The following is a 15464-nucleotide window of genomic DNA, read 5'->3' on the forward strand; positions in this document are numbered from 1 at the left end:
CAGATCCGCGCCGCCGCCGATGCGCCCGACGCCGCCCGCTCGCCCTCGGCCCAGGACCTGATCCAGTACACCCCGCGACGGGTGACCCTTCAGCCCAAGGAAAGCCAGGTCATCCGGGTTCGCGTCCGCCCGCCGGAAGCGGCGGGCGAATACCGCACCCACCTGACCGTCACCGCCCTGCCGCCCGAGACCACCGGCTTCACCGCCGAACAGGCCGCCGAGAACAATCCGAACGGGGTGGCGCTGCAGATCACCGCCCTGTTCAGCGTCAGCATTCCCCTGATCGTCCGCGAGGGCGCCGTCGACGCCCGCGCCGCGGTCGAGAACGCCCATCTCCTGCCGGCGAGCGAGGGCGCGCCGAACGGCGCCGTGACCCTCGATCTCGTCCGCCTCGGCGCCAACTCCGTCTATGGCGACGTGCAGATCCGGGCAGGAACGGGCGCGGACGAGCATGTCGTCGGTCAGGTGCGAGGCATCGCCGTCTATCCCGAGATCGAACGCAGAACCGTCGTCGCCCCCCTGGCGATCCCGGTCGGCGCCGGAGAACCGGTGCGGGTCGTCTATGTCGATGACGACGCACACGTCGGCACGGTCCTGGGCTCCGCTCCCGCATCGCGATGACCCCCGCCCGCCAGGCCACGGCGGTCGCCCTGGCCGTTCTGGCGGCCGGCGGGGCCGCGCCTGCCCTGGCGCAAACCGCGAATAGGGACGTGGTGACCAATCTGGTCGTGGCCGCCGAGCCCGCCCCCTTCAACGCCGACGACCTTCTGTTCATGGAGGTTCAGGCCGACGGCTATCAATTGGCCGAGACCATGAACGTCTACGGCTCCCGCGCGGGCGTTTATGTACCGGTCGGCGAGTTCGCGCGGGTGCTGGACTTCGCCGTCGGTGTCTTCCCGGCCCAGCGCCGCGCCGAGGGCTGGATCGGATCGCGCGACCGCAAGCTGACCCTCGACCTCAATACGGGGGTCGCCATCGTCAACGGCAAGCCGATCACCTTCGCCCCCGGCCAGGCCGCGATCTTCGACAACGACCTCTATGTCCGCGCCGATCTGGCCGAGCAGCTGTTTCCGGTGAAGCTGCGCGCCGACGTCAACGCCCAGACCCTGACCGTCAGCCCCACCGAGGCCCTGCCCTTCCAGCAGCGTCTGGCACGTGAGGCCCGCGCCGCCGGCCTGAACCAGCCCCAGCCGATCCTGCGCGTGCAGGAGGCGCCGGCGCCCTATGAACGCTTCACCCCACCCGCCTTCGACGTGAATCTGGGCGGCCAGGTCGCCCGCGACGGCGTCGACCAGACCCACAGCTTCGACATCCGGATGGCCGGAGATCTGGCATACGCGGGCTTCCAGGGCTTCCTGGGCTCGGACCAGAACGGCGAGCCGGCCAATGCCCGCATCCTGTTCGAACGCAAGGATCCGGACGGGCACGCCCTCGGCCGCCTCGGCGCCACCCGGGCGGGGCTCGGTGACGTCTTTAGTCCCTCGATGTCGCTCGGCGCCGGCAGCTACGGCGGCCGGGGCTTCGTCTACTCCACCGCGCCGCTGGAAACGGTCGACCTGGCCACCCCGTTGAACCTGCGCGGTGAGCTGCCGTTGGGCGAGGAAGTCGAGCTCTACGTCAACGAGGTGCTTCAGGCCGCCCGGTCCACGCCGGATCAGGGCCGCTACGAATTCCTCGACGTGCCCCTGACCTTCGGGCTGAACACCATCCGTCTGGTCTTCTACGGACCGCAGGGTCAGACCCGTGAAGAGGTCCGCCGCATCAACTTCGGCTCGGGTCAGTTGGAGCCGGGCAAGCTGGTCGTCCGTCTGGCCGCCATCCAGCAGGACCGGTCCGTGTTCGAGATCAAGCCCGACCCGATGCCCGACGACAGCCAGGGCGAGGCACGGCTCGAGGCCCTGTTCGACTACGGAATCACCACCGCCCTGACCGTCAGCGGCGGTCTGGCCCGATACGCCCCCGCCGGCTTTGACGAGCGCTCCATTGGTCTGGCCGGGGTTCGCGGGTCCCTTTGGGGCGTCGCGGCCCAGCTGGACGCGGCCCATGACAGCCAGGGCGGTTCGGCAGCCATGCTGGGTCTGGCGGCGCGGCCGTTCGGCGTGTCCATCGTCAGCCGCCACGCCGAATACCGCGACGGCTTCGTCGACGAGACGCGTCAGGTCGGCGCCACCCAGGACAGCCTGCTGCGCCGCGCCACGGACTTTCGCGCCGATATGCAGTGGCGGGTGCGCGACACGTTCAGTCTGCCGCTGTCGCTGGACCTGCGTCGACTGGAGCGGATCGACGGCACGGGCGAGACCAATGCCGAATTCCGCACCTCGGCGCCCGTCGACCGCTACTACCTCTCGACCAGCCTGGCCTGGCAGGACGCCACCACCCCGGCGACCCGGCAAAGGGCCCTCATCGGGGCCGCCGACGTCGCCACCCTGGTCGCCGCCCGCGCCCAGTTTCGCGGCGGCCTGACCTGGACGATCTCCCCCCGGACCGATCTGGACAGCGCCTATATGACCGCCGACGTCCAGCTGTCGGAGCGCCGCACCCTGCGCCTCAGCGCCGTCCAGAGTCTGGGCGAGCAGGAGGCCACGACCCTTCAGGCCGCCGCCTTCTGGCGCGCCCGCCACTTCGACGTGGCCCTGAGCAGCGCCTGGGAGACGCGGTCCGGCGAATGGCAGGTCGGCCTCCAGCTCGGCTTCGGCTTCGCCTTCGATCCGGCGCGCGGCGGATATCACATGGTCCGGCCGGGCGTGTCGGCAGGCGGCTCCATGGCCATCGACGCCTTTGTCGACGCCAACGGCGATGGTCGCCGCCAGCCCGAAGAAAAAGGCGTCCCTAAAATCATCGTCCAAACCCCGGCGGGCGCCGCCGTGACCGACGCGGACGGCCGGATCTTCGTCTCGGGTCTCGGCGACGGGGCCGCCGCCTCCATGCGGGTCAATCTGGAGGGGATCGACGATCCCTTCCTGCTGGGCCAGGCGGACGTGATCCGCACCGTGCCGCGTCCGGGCCGCACCACCCGGGTCGAACTGCCGCTGCAGCAGTCGGGCGAGGTCGAGCTGACCGTCCTGTTACGCCGCGACGGCGTGCAGGACAGGCCTCTGGCGGCGGTCAATCTTCAGCTCGTTCCGGAAACGGCCCCAGACACCAACAGCGCGCCCATCGTGGCCCGCAGCGACCACGCCGGGATCGTCTTCATCGAAGACGTGCCGCCCGGCCGCTACAGAATCCAGCTTGATCCGCAGCAGGCCGCCGATCTGGGGATGACCCTGGTCGACGCGCCCGTCGTCGTTTTGCCTGCCGACGGCGGCTTCGTCCGCGCCGGAGCCGTCGTGGTCAGTATCATCCAGGGAGGAACAACCTGATGCGCATGCCCTGCAAGACCCCGAACCGCGCCCTGATCGCTTCCCTGGGCCTGATCCTCGTGATCCCGGCCGGCCCCGTACTGGCCCAGAGCCGCGGCGCAACCGCGACCGGCGCCATCCAGGTGGAGCGCGCCCTGACCCTCAGCAACGTCCAGTCGATGAGTTTCGTGGCCACCCGCCGCAACGTCGATGAGGCGGCGGCGCCCAACGGGACGAACACCGGCGCGGACGGCGACACCTCCGACGCCCCTGCGGTGATCGACATCACCGGCGATCCTGGCCGCGTCTACCGGATCCAGCTGCCCGCGACGATCGACACCCAGCTATCAGAAGGCGTCATCTCCGGCTTTCAGGTCTGGAGCGAGACCGTCGGCGACGTCTCGAAGACCATGACCGGCCGCCTGAACGCCGAGGGCCACGATCGTCTGCGCATCTCCGGCGTCCTGACCACCGCCCACGGCATGATCATCACCGACGTCCAAACCGCCGTCCCGGTCAACATCGACTACGAATAGAAGGCGCGCGGCAGCCGCCAAACCCTCGAAACATTCTGGCGCGTGGACAGGCCCGGTCGGCTCGCTCATAGGGGGGCCGTGACCACCCTCGCTCCAAGTCCGGATTCCCGCCCCGCCTCGGCCGCCCCGGCGTCCACGCGTCGGCACGATCTGGACTGGCTGCGCATCGCCGCCTTCGCCCTGCTGATCGTCTATCACGTGGGCCTCGCCTACGGCCCCTACGACTGGCACGTCCACAGCGCCCATACGCTGGAGTGGATTCGCGAGGGGGTGTTGATCACCAATCCCTGGCGGCTGACCCTGCTGTTCCTGGTCTCCGGCGCGGCTCTGCGCTTCATGACCCTGAGGAAGACGCCCGCCGAGGTCGCGAAGCTGCGCCTCGCCCGTCTCGGCCCGCCGCTGGTGTTCGGGGTGCTGGTGCTGGTCACGATCCAGTCGTGGATCGAGGCGATGGACAAGTCGCACGAGGCCATCAGCTATCCGGCCTGGCTGTGGCACGAGTTCAGCCCCGCGGGGATCGCCGACGGGGTGCCGCTGAACCATCTGTGGTTCGTCCTCTACATCACCGTCTACAGCTTCATCGTCGTGGCCCTGCTCAACCGGCCCGGCTGGATCGCCTGGGCCGAGGCGAAGATCGGCCCGGCGCTCAGTGGCTGGCGGCTGCTGGCGCTGCCCGCCCTCTATCTGATGGTGGTGCGGTGCTGGCTGTTCCCGCACTTCGGCCTGACCAACAACATCGTCTGGGACTGGTACAACCACGCCCAGTCCCTGGCCGCCTTCCTGTTCGGCTTCCTGGCCGTGCGGCAGGAATCGATCTGGCGCGACTTCCAGCGGTTCCGCTGGGTCGGCCTGGGCGTGGCGGCCGTGGCCCTGCCCCTGATGATGCTTCAGGTCGCCCACCCCGGCGGCGGCGCCTTCTGGGGCATCCCGCGCAATCTGGTCGTGGCCCTGGACCAGTGGTCGGTGATCGTCGCGGCCCTCGGCTTCGCCAGCCTCTACCTTCGGAACACCACCGGTCCGGTCCAGACCTATCTGAACGAGGCGGTCTTCACCCTGTATCTGGCGCACCAGACGGTACTGGTCTGCGCCATCTGGCTGATCAGGCCCGCGGGCCTGCCGGTCTGGGTCGAGGCCCCGACCTTGATCGCGATCACCATCGGCGGCAGCCTGCTGATCTATGAGATCGTGCGCCGCGTCCCCCTGCTGCGTCCCATCTGGGGTCTCAAGCCCCTGCCCGGCCGCGGCCTGTTCTCGGGCCTGGCCGTGACCCGCTATCGCCGCCGCCGCATCCTGCTGGGGATCGGGGTCTTCGCGCCCCTGCTGGCCCTGGCCGTTGTCGGCATGGCCATCCTCGCCTACCCCGGCTTCGACAATGCGCGACAGTATCTCAGCGAGCTGGGCGGCGCCTCGTCGCCCATGCCCCGGATCTTCAACTGGGGCGTCTTCGTCGCGGGCGTGATGGCCGGGTTCGCGGGCGTCGGCTTCGGCCTGGCCGTGATCGCCATCACCCGGGCCCATATCGCCGGCTGGCTGACGGCGATCGTCTTCGTCCTGGCCGGAACGGGCCTCGCCCTGTCGACCCTGTTCCCCTATCCGGACCCCCGGCACATGTACATCAACATGGGTCTGGGCATTCAGGTCGCGCCCCTGCTGCTGCTCTGGGGCCTGGCCGGCAGCCGCGAGCTGTCGCGGCTGAAAGCCTTCCTGATCGGGGTTTTCGTGGTGATGACAGGTCTGACCGTCATGACCTATCATCTGGTTCTGCCGGGCACGGTGAACCCGTCCAACGTCGGCTGGTGGGAGCGGGTCTACGCCCTCGTCCTCGTCGGCTGGGTCGGGATCGCGGCCTGGGCCCTGGGCCGTCGGTTGAGGCATCACGCCGAGAGCCAGTGAATCCGGGCTGGTCGCGAAAAAACACGGGACCATCACAACTCTGTGATTGATTTTCACGAAAATGCGTTCATGCTGCAATGCAGTAGTCCGCGCCTCCTCCGCCTTCCGCGCGGTCTTTCGGGGAAATCAAAGCCGTCATGAACAGCCTGGCCCTGCGTAGCGAAGACTTCCTGACCGGAGCCGTGGAATACGGCGCCGATGGATGGCTCCCCGACGAAGCGCCGCTCGACATGCCGCGTCAGGCCTTCGACGTTGAAACCGCGACGGTTTCCGCAGCCCTGCCGACCACTCCCGCCAAGGTGAAGGCCCGCCGCCTGGTCCTGCTGGCCGCGACCGTTCTGGTCACCGCCCTGGCCGCCGTCGCCCCCTTCATCCTCTACGCCCGCCACGGCTTCGACGGGCTGGAGATGCTGGCTTTCGGCCTGTTCCTGATTCTGATCGCCTCGATCGCCTGCTGGTTCTCGAACTCGGCCATCGGCCTGTGGGTCCTGATGACGGACCGCGAGCAGGACGACCTCGACTTCCGTCCGCACCCGGCCGCGCCGAAGACGCGCACCGCCCTGCTGATGCCGCTGTACAACGAGGACGCCCACACCGCCCTGGGCCGTCTGGCCCAGATCGACGCCGGCCTGGCCCGTCTCGGCGTGACCGACGCCTTCGATCTGTTCGTCCTGTCCGACACGAACAAGGAAGAAGCCCTGATGCTGGAACAGGCGGCGTTCGCCGGCTTCCGCATCCGCGCCCACTCGCAGGCCTTCTATCGTCACCGCGAGAAGAACACCGAAGCCAAGTCGGGCAATATCACCGACTGGACCCGCCGCTGGGGCGCCGCCTACGATTTCATGATCGTGCTGGACGCCGACTCGACCATGGCCGGCGAGACCGTCCTGCGTCTGGTCGACGCCATGGAGCGCAACCCGGGCATCGGCCTGATCCAGACCGCCCCGACCATCGTCAAGGCGAGCACCCTGTTCGCCCGCGTCTCGCAGTTCAGCGTCAAGCTGTACGGCCGCGTCGCCGCCGCCGGCCTGGCCTGGTGGACCGGTTCGGAAGGCTCCTACTGGGGCCACAACGCCATCCTGCGCACCCGTGCCTTCGCCGAGGCCGCCGGCCTCCCGGTCCTGCCGGGCAAGAAGCCCTTCGGCGGCCACATCATGAGCCATGACGTGGTCGAGGCGGCCCTGCTGCGCCGCGCCGGCTGGGCCGTTCACGTCACCGCCGCCCTCGACGGTTCGTGCGAAGAAACCCCGCCGACCATCACCGACTTCATCCGTCGTGAGCACCGCTGGTGCCAGGGCAACCTGCAGCACATCGCCCTGCTGGGTTCGCGAGGCCTGAACGGCGCCTCGAAGATGCAGCTGTTCATGGGCGTCCTGGCCTATGTCGCCTCGCCCCTGTGGTTCGCCTCGCTCGTCACCGGTCTGGTGATCCAGCTCTACTATCCGATCGACTGGGCCTCGTTCTTCTACTTCCTGCACCCCGAGTTCTCGCCCTTCATGCTGGCGTCGCTGCTGGCGGGCGTGCTCCTGATCGGTCCCAAGATCATGGGCGCGGTCCTGGTCCTGTCGCGTCCGCGCGAGCGTCGCGCCTTCGGCGGCGGCGTGCAGATCATCAAGGGCATGTGCGCCGAGATCTTCCTGTCGGCCCTGCTGGCCCCCATCCTGATGGTCGCCAACACCAAGGCCGTGCTCAAGATCCTGTGCGGTCAGGACGCCGGCTGGCACGCCCAGCAGCGCGACGCCGACGGCATCACCTGGGCCGACGCCTTCCGGTCTATGCGTTGGCAGATGGGCGTGGGCCTCGGCTTCTGCGTCGCCCTCGCCTTCCGTCCGGACCTGGCCACCTTCTTCATCCCGATCGTCGGCCCGCTGCTGCTTGCCGCCCCGATCTCGGTCTGGACCTCGCGCCGCGCCACCGGCGAGGCCCTGGCGGCCAAGGGCTATCTGGTCACCCCGGCCGGCGACGAGCAGAGCGCCACGCCCTCGGTCCTGCACGGCCCGATGCGCCCCAGCCCGCTGCGCGAAGAATCCCGCGTCGCCGCCCTGCGCGCCCTGTCGAACGCTTAAGCGAGACACCAAGCCAAAAGAAAAGGCCGCGCACGGGCATCGTGCGCGGCCTTTTTTGTTTCCGGGTTCGGGCTGAACCCTAGAGCTGCCCCATCGAGTTGTCGTGGTGCACGGCCTGCTGCTTCAGCCAGTCGACGAAGGCCGTGGCGCTGGGCGAGGCCGGGCGGTCCCTCGGCAGAACCACATGATAGGCGAAGCCCACCGCCTGGCTGCCGTCGGCGAAGGGGGCGACCAGACGGCCGGAGTTCAGGTCGTCCTGGGCCAGGGTCCGCTTGGCCAGAGCCACGCCGCGCCCCGCCAGCGCCGCCTCGATGACCATACTGGCCTGGTTGAAGCGGGGGCCGCGACGCGGGTCGGAATGCTTCACCCGCCGCGCCTTCAGCCACATGGCCCAGTCGGGCCGCCCGGGATCGCCGTCCTCGGACATGTCGTGCAGCAAGGTGTGGTGGGCGAGGTCCGCCGGGGTCCGGATCGGATGCTTGCCGTCCATCAGCGAGGGCGCTGCGACCGGCAGCACCGTCTCGGCCATCAGCCGCTCGACGATATGACCCGGATAGTCGCCCGGGCCGTAGCGCACGGCCAGATCGGCCCCGCCCTCCCCCAGGGTCGCCGGCTCCATATCGGCCGAGATCCAGACCTCGATCTCGGGATGGGCGGCGTGGAAATCGTCCATGCGTGGCATCAGCCATTTCGACGCGAAGGACGGCGCGACGCTGATCGACACCTGCTTGCGACGCGGCGGCTCGCGCAACAGGGACGAGGCGTCCATCAGCCGTTCGAAGCCCTCGCGCAGCAGGGGCACGGCGCCCCGGCCCAGATCGGTCAGTTGCAGTCCCTTGGCCTCGCGCTTGAACAGCGGCCCGCCGACGATGTCCTCCAGCAAGCGGATCTGCTGGCTGACCGCGCCCGGGGTCACCGCCAGCTCATCGGCGGCGCGTGAGAAGTTGAGGTTCCGCGCGGCGCTTTCGAAGGCGCGCAGGGCATTGAGGGGGAGCAACGGTCTGGCCATGGCGTTAGAAATCCTATCACCGCGCCAAAGACAATCTGGTTTGTGCATCGCCCCCCACAGGCAGAGGGTCAGATCACGACCCACGGACAGGCTTACCCCTACCGATCGAGGCCGGTGGAGCCTGACATGAGAGTTTTTCTGGCGTCCATTCCGATGGACGGCGCCCGCATCATCATCGTCGGCAACGGCGACGCCGCCCTGGCCAAGCTGCGCCTTTTCGGCCAGACCCCGGCTGAGGTCGTCTGGTTCGCACCGAGTGGCGCCCCGACCGGCCCCGGCGCCCTGCAGGGCGGTCCCGTTCCCGTCGAACGCCTGCCCGAGGCCGCTGATCTGGCTGGCGCCCGTCTGGTCTTCATCGCCGACGAGGACGAGGCTGTCGCCCGCGACCTGGCGGCGCTGGGCCGTGCGGCGGGCGCCCAGGTCAATGTCGTCGACCGCCCGACGCTGAGCGACTTCCACACCCCGGCCCTGATCGACCGCGACGAGGTCGTGATCGGCGTGGCCACCGGCGGCTCGGCCCCGATCCTGGCCCGCGACGTGCGCAGCCGCATCGAGGCCGTCCTGCCCGCCGGCCTCACGAACGTGGCGAAGCTGGCCCGGGACCTGCGCGACACCGTCATCGCCAGCGTGCCCGACTTCATGGCCCGCCGCCGGTTCTGGGAGAAGGCCTTCCGGGGCCCCGCCGCCGATCTCGCCGCCGCCGGCCAGACCGCCGAGGCCCGCCGCGAGATGCTGCGCCTGCTGAACGTCGCGGCCCCTGAACAGGGCGTCGTCCACATCGTCGGAGCCGGTCCCGGCGATCCGGAACTGCTGACGCTGAAGGCCCTGCGCGTGCTTCAGGACGCCGACGTCATCATCCACGATCGTCTGGTCCCCGAGGCCATTCTCGAACGCGCCCGTCGCGACGCCCGCCGCCTCTATGTCGGCAAGGCCCGCGCCGAACACTCCGTGCCGCAGGACCAGATCGAGGCCCTGATGGTCGAGGAAGCGCGCGCCGGTCACCGCGTCGTCCGGCTGAAGGGCGGCGATCCCTTCGTCTTCGGTCGCGGCGGCGAGGAGCTGGAGGCCATGCGCCGCGCGGGCGTCGCCGTCTTCGTCGTGCCCGGCATCACGGCCGCCATAGGCTGCGCGGCCTCGGCCGGCATCCCCCTGACCCACCGCGACCACGCCCAGGCGGTGACCTTCGTCACAGCCCAGGAGAAGCCCGGCGGCATCGCCCCCGACTGGAACCGTCTGGCCGCGCCGAACCACACCCTGGCCATCTATATGGGCGCCGACCGCGCCGAGCAGACGGCGGCCAACCTGATCGCGGCGGGCCGTTCGCCCGAGACCCCGGTGGCGATCGTCGAGAACGGCAGCCGCCCGGACGAGCGGGTCATCAATGGCGTGCTCGGCGATCTCGGCGGCCTCGTCGCCCGGTCCAGCCTGACCGGCCCCGCCCTGCTGTTCGTCGGCGAATGCGCGGCCTTCTCGGCGGCGGAACTGGATGTACGCGCGGAGCTGGTCGCATGAAGCTGATCACCGCCAACCGCCTGTCCGACGGCCGCGTCATCTATGTCGGCGAGGACGCCAGCGTGGTCGAGGACATCGCCTCGGCCGCCCTCTTCGATGAAGACGCCGCCGACGCGGCCCTGATCGCCGCCGCCAGCCGGCCCGGCACCTTCGTGAACCCCTATCTGGTCGAGGTGACCGGCCACACCCCCTCAGGTCGCGACCGGCTGAAGGAGACCATCCGTTCGGCGGGTCCCACGGTCGGCAACAGCCTGAAGCACCACGAGACCGCCTGATGTACCGCTATGACGAGTTCGACGCCGCCCTGGTCCGGGAACGGGTTGAGGAATTCCGCGACCAGGTCGAGCGCCGGGCCTCCGGCGCCCTGACCGAGGACGAGTTCAAGCCGCTGCGGCTGATGAACGGCGTCTACCTCCAGCTCCACGCCTATATGCTGCGCGTGGCCGTGCCCTATGGGACCATGAACGGCGCCCAGATGCGCAAGCTGGCCCACATCGCCCGCACCTATGACAAGGGCTATGGCCACTTCACCACCCGGACGAACATCCAGTTCAACTGGCCGACCCTGACCGACCTGCCGGCGATCCTCGAGGATCTGGCCGAGGTCGAGATGCACGCCATCCAGACCTCCGGGAACTGCATCCGCAACACCACCACCGACGTCTTCGCCGGCGCCGCCGATGACGAGGTCGAGGATCCGCGTCCCTGGTGCGAGGTCATCCGCCAGTGGTCGACCATCCACCCCGAATTCTCCTTCCTGCCGCGCAAGTTCAAGATCGCCGTGGTGGCGTCGAAGAAGGACCGCGCCGCGATCCGCACCCACGACGTCGGGCTGCAGATCGTTCGCGGTGAGGACGGCGGGACCGCCTTCCGCGTCTTCGTCGGCGGGGGTCAGGGCCGCCTGCCCCATATCGGTCAGGAGATCGCCCCGGCCGTTCCTGGCCATGAGCTGCTGGCCTATCTGACCGCCATCATCCGGGCCTGGAACCTGCTCGGCCGCCGCGACAACATCCACAAGGCGCGGATCAAGATCCTCGTCGCCTCGCTGGGAATCGACGCCTTCCGTGAAGAGGTGGACCGCCACTTCGCCACCCTGCGTCAGGAAGCCCTTCAGGTCCCGGCCGAGGAGCTGGCACGCATCCAGACCTATTTCGCCCCGCCGGAGTTCGCCGATCTGCCGCGCCGGTCGGCGGCCTTCGATCGCGCGGTCCTGGCCGATCCCGACTTCGCCCGTTTCAGCCGCAACAATGTCCGTCGCCACAAACAGGCGGGCTACGCCTCGGTCGTCGTCTCGCTGAAACCCGTCGACGGCGTGCCCGGCGACATCACCGACGCCCAGATGGAGGTCGTCGCCGACCTGGCCGAGCGCTACTCGTTCGACGAGGTCCGCGCGGCCTATGAGCAGAACCTGGTCCTGCCCCACGTCCGGCTGGACGACACCCCGGCCCTGTGGCGCGAGCTGCTGGCGGCCGGTCTGGGCACGCCCAACGCCGATCTGGTCACCGACATCATAGCCTGCCCGGGCCTCGACTATTGCTCCCTGGCCAACGCCCGCTCGATCCCGGTCGCACAGGCCCTGTCCAAGCGCCTCGCCGACCTCGACTGGCAGGAAAAGGTCGGTCAGGTCCGCATCAATATGAGCGGCTGCATCAACGCCTGCGGCCATCACCACGTCGGCCATATCGGCGTGCTGGGCGTCGATCGGAAGGGTGAGGAATACTACCAGATCACCGTCGGCGGCTCGCCCGACGAACAGGCGGCTCTGGGTGAGATCGTCGGCCGCTCCCTGCCCGCCGACGAAGTGGCTCCCGCCATCCAGCGCGCGCTGGACCGCTATCTTGAGGTCCGCACCGAGGGCGAACGCTTCATCGACACCGTCCGCCGCCTCGGCGCCGATCCCTTCCGCGACGCCATCTATGCATACGAGTTCGCCGATGCCTGATCTGCAGCTTCTCGACTCCATCCAGAACGGCCCGCGCCTCAGCGTCACGACCCCGCTCGAAGAGGTCGAGGCCGCGGCCGCGGCGACCGACGTCCTGGTGCTGGAGTTCGACGCCTTCCGCGACGGGCGCGGTTTCTCACTGGCCTCGGTGCTGCGCGAGCGCGGTTATACGGGCCGGCTGATCGCCGCCGGCAAGGTCCTGCCCGATCAGGCTCGCCACCTGCGCCGCACCGGCTTCGACGCGGTCGAGCTGAACCCCGGCGCCGATCAGGCGACCTGGAGGCGGATGGATCAGGCCTTCAGCGCCGCCTATCAGGACGCGATCGATCCGGCCCCGACCGTCTGGGAACGCCGCGCCGCCGCCCGGGCCGCGACGCCGGCCGCCCCGACCGGGACTGAACTCGATGCCCTCGCCGACCGGCTGAACTCCGAACTCGAAGGCGCCGACGCCGCGACCATCCTGAAGGCCGCGCTGGACCCGAGCCTGGGCCTGAAGACCGCCGCCATCTCCTCCTTCGGGGCCGAGAGCGCCGCCCTGCTGCATCTGATCGCGAAAGAGGACGCGGCCCTGCCCGTGGTCTTCCTCGAGACCGGCCAACACTTCTTCCAGACCCTGCAGTACCGCAAGCAGCTGTCGGAAAGCCTTCGCCTTTCCGATGTCCGCCTGGTCACGCCCGACGCGGCGGAGAAGGCCGATCTGGACGCCCGTGACGACCTCTGGAAGACCGACGCCGACGCCTGCTGCGACCTCCGGAAGACCCGGCCCCTGGCCCGCGCCACCGTCGGCTTCACCGCCCTGATCACCGGTCGCAAACGGCATCAGAACGCGACCCGCTCCGCGCTCAAGCCCTTCGAGGTGCTGGACGGGGTGTTGCGGGTCAATCCGCTGGCCGACTGGGCCGCCGAGGATATCGAGGCCCATCTGACCGCCCACGCCCTGCCGCGTCATCCGCTGGTCGAGCAGGGCTACCTCTCCATCGGCTGCCACACCTGCACCCGGCCGGTGCAGGAGGGCGAGGATGCGCGCGCCGGCCGCTGGTCGGGGATGGACAAGACCGAGTGCGGCATCCATCTGGGACGGCGGGAGCCCATCGCGGCCTGACCCGGCCCGGACCGCATCCGGGCGAGATCAGGTTGCTTTTTCCCCTCCCAAATCTCACCCTCGCCCGGGCGCCGCGCCCGCAGGATCGGCCTTCAAGGGCTGCGAATCCTGAACCCTGAGTATTGGAAGACGCAAGATGGACGACCTGGCGATCGCCGTCGATTCGACGACCATTGACGGCCTGGCCGCCGACTACGCCATCGAATCCGAGGTTCCCGGCGCCACCCGTATCGCCCCCGGGACCACCCTGGAGGAATGCGTCCGCTTCGCCGACAACCTCCTCGTCGTGCGACACATGGGCTCGTTTTCCTACCTCGGCGCCGGCAGCTGGGTGGTCAACACGGACCGGATCGGCCGGTACTGCTCGATTGGTCAGGGGGTCATTGTGGGCGCCGGGCCGCACCCGGCTGACTGGCTTTCGACCTCCACCTTCTTCTATCGCCGGTCGATGTGGAGCGCCCATCCTCTGGTTAAGGACTTCTATCAGGATCACCCGGTCCCGTTCGATGCCGGCGCGCCCGGCTCCATCGGGAACGACGTCTGGATCGGCAGCGGCGCCATGGTGATGATGGGGGTCAATATCGGGCATGGAGCCATCATTGGAGCCAACTCGACCGTGACCCGGGACGTTCCCCCCTACGCCGTCGTCGTGGGCAGTCCGGCGAAGGTCGTGCGGTTCCGCTTCCCGGACAAACTCACCGAGGCCCTCCTGGCGTCGCATTGGTGGGACGTTCATCCCCAGAAGCTGAAGGGGCTCGACTATCGCGACATCGACTCCTGCCTGGACGCCCTGGCCGCACTCGGAGAGTCGCCGGATGACCTCTATCGCCCTCGAACGCTGACGACCCTGGACTGGATCAATGTCTGAAATCCGCGTCCACGCGATCTGACGGAGGATCGGCCCATCCATCCCCTCCGCACCCCTGCCCCGTTCTCTGAAAGACCAACCAACGTGTCCACTGCCGCCGTCACCCGTTCCGTCACCGACCTGATCGGCAATACCCCGCTGATCCGGCTGAACCGCCTGTCGGACGCGACCGGCTGCGAGATTCTGGGCAAGGCCGAGTTCATGAACCCGGGCGGCTCGATCAAGGACCGCGCCGCCCTGTCGATCGTCCAGTCGGCCCGGGCTTCGGGCGCGCTCAAACCCGGTGGGACTATCGTCGAGGGGACGGCGGGCAATACCGGCATCGGCCTGGCCCTGGTTGGCGCGGCGCTGGGCCATCCCGTCGTCATCGTCATCCCCCGGACCCAGTCCGAGGAGAAGAAGCAGGCCATCCGTTCGCTGGGCGCCCGTCTGGTCGAGGTCGACGCCGCCCCGTTCGCCAGCCCCAACCACTTCGTCCACTACTCCGGCCGCCTCGCCACCGAGCTGAACGAACGCGAGCCCAACGGCGCCATCTGGTCGAACCAGTTCGACAACCTGGCCAACCGCGAGGCCCACTATACGACCACCGGCCCGGAAATCTGGGCCCAGACCGATGGCAAGGTCGACGCCTTCGTCAGCGCCGTCGGCTCGGGCGGCACCCTGGTCGGCGTGTCCCAGTATCTGCGCGAACAGAACCCCGACATCCGCATCGGCCTGGCCGACCCGGCGGGCGCGGCCCTGTTCAACTGGTTCACCAAGAACGAGATGACCTCCGAAGGCTCCTCCATCACGGAGGGCATCGGGGTGGCGCGGATCACCGGAAACCTGGAAGGCTTCACGCCCGACCACGCCTACCGGATCGAGGACGCCGAATTCCTGCCGATCCTGTTCGATCTGGTGAAGGACGAAGGCCTGTCGCTGGGCGGATCCGCAGGCGTGAACCTCGCCGGCGCCGTGCGTCTGGCGAAAGACCTCGGCCCCGGCAAGACCATCGTCACCTGCCTGTGCGACCCAGGCTCGCGCTATGCGTCCAAGCTGTTCAACGCCGACTTCCTGCGCGGCAAGGGTCTGCCGGTCCCCGACTGGGCCTCCGGCGCCGCGCCGGAGATCGTCGCGGCCTGATCGAGCCGATCAGACCAAAGTCAGAGGTTGCAGGGAAGACTTCTGAAACCATGGCGTGTCACTGATGTCCGGATCA

Annotated in this window: 12 protein-coding genes; 11 read left to right on the plus strand and 1 reads right to left on the minus strand. The window is 69.0% G+C overall.

The features are described 5' to 3' along the window. Window positions 1-81 precede the first annotated feature (81 nt). The 5 genes from ACW172_RS01160 to mdoH all read left to right on the plus strand — a co-directional run bounded on the left by ACW172_RS01160 (window position 82) and on the right by mdoH (window position 7833). Window positions 82-621 (plus strand): hypothetical protein, encoded by a 540-nt coding sequence (locus tag ACW172_RS01160; RefSeq protein WP_492033370.1) that lies wholly within the window; start codon window positions 82-84, stop codon window positions 619-621. Beyond that, window positions 618-3359, plus strand: coding sequence for a hypothetical protein (locus ACW172_RS01165; protein WP_492033371.1), 2742 nt, complete (start codon window positions 618-620; stop codon window positions 3357-3359). The genes ACW172_RS01160 and ACW172_RS01165 overlap by 4 nt, the downstream gene beginning before the upstream one ends. Next, window positions 3359-3874 carry a hypothetical protein gene (locus ACW172_RS01170; RefSeq protein ID WP_492033372.1) on the plus strand — a complete coding sequence of 172 codons (516 nt, stop codon included), beginning with the start codon at window positions 3359-3361 and terminating at the stop codon, window positions 3872-3874. Before ACW172_RS01165 ends, ACW172_RS01170 begins: the two co-directional genes overlap by 1 nt. Window positions 3875-3952: 78 nt before the next feature. Continuing rightward, window positions 3953-5767, plus strand: coding sequence for an acyltransferase family protein (locus tag ACW172_RS01175; RefSeq protein ID WP_492033373.1), 1815 nt, complete (start codon window positions 3953-3955; stop codon window positions 5765-5767). Window positions 5768-5904: 137 nt separating this feature from the next. After that, window positions 5905-7833 (plus strand): glucans biosynthesis glucosyltransferase MdoH, encoded by a 1929-nt coding sequence (gene mdoH / locus ACW172_RS01180; RefSeq protein ID WP_492033374.1) that lies wholly within the window; start codon window positions 5905-5907, stop codon window positions 7831-7833. 79 nt (window positions 7834-7912) lie between these two features. Here the strand turns inward: mdoH and gcvA are convergent, their stop codons facing one another. Further along, a complete protein-coding gene (gene gcvA / locus ACW172_RS01185; protein WP_492033375.1) occupies window positions 7913-8842 on the minus strand; it encodes a transcriptional regulator GcvA in 930 nt (309 codons plus the stop codon). A gap of 126 nt (window positions 8843-8968) precedes the next feature. Between gcvA and cysG the strand changes: the two genes are divergently transcribed. The 6 genes from cysG (at window position 8969) to ACW172_RS01215 (ending at window position 15388) form a co-directional block, all read left to right on the plus strand. Then, complete coding sequence (gene cysG, locus ACW172_RS01190) at window positions 8969-10354, plus strand: siroheme synthase CysG (protein WP_492033376.1); 1386 nt, start codon at window positions 8969-8971, stop codon at window positions 10352-10354. After that, a complete protein-coding gene (locus ACW172_RS01195; protein WP_492033377.1) occupies window positions 10351-10629 on the plus strand; it encodes a DUF2849 domain-containing protein in 279 nt (92 codons plus the stop codon). Before cysG ends, ACW172_RS01195 begins: the two co-directional genes overlap by 4 nt. Next, window positions 10629-12296 carry a nitrite/sulfite reductase gene (locus ACW172_RS01200; protein WP_492033378.1) on the plus strand — a complete coding sequence of 556 codons (1668 nt, stop codon included), beginning with the start codon at window positions 10629-10631 and terminating at the stop codon, window positions 12294-12296. Before ACW172_RS01195 ends, ACW172_RS01200 begins: the two co-directional genes overlap by 1 nt. Beyond that, a complete protein-coding gene (locus ACW172_RS01205; protein WP_492033379.1) occupies window positions 12289-13398 on the plus strand; it encodes a phosphoadenylyl-sulfate reductase in 1110 nt (369 codons plus the stop codon). Before ACW172_RS01200 ends, ACW172_RS01205 begins: the two co-directional genes overlap by 8 nt. 136 nt (window positions 13399-13534) lie before the next feature. After that, window positions 13535-14266 carry a CatB-related O-acetyltransferase gene (locus ACW172_RS01210; protein WP_492033380.1) on the plus strand — a complete coding sequence of 244 codons (732 nt, stop codon included), beginning with the start codon at window positions 13535-13537 and terminating at the stop codon, window positions 14264-14266. An 84-nt stretch (window positions 14267-14350) separates the two neighbouring features. After that, window positions 14351-15388 carry a cysteine synthase A gene (locus ACW172_RS01215; protein ID WP_492033381.1) on the plus strand — a complete coding sequence of 346 codons (1038 nt, stop codon included), beginning with the start codon at window positions 14351-14353 and terminating at the stop codon, window positions 15386-15388. Window positions 15389-15464 lie beyond the last annotated feature (76 nt).

The organism is Brevundimonas sp. ALps5, assembly GCF_058681645.1.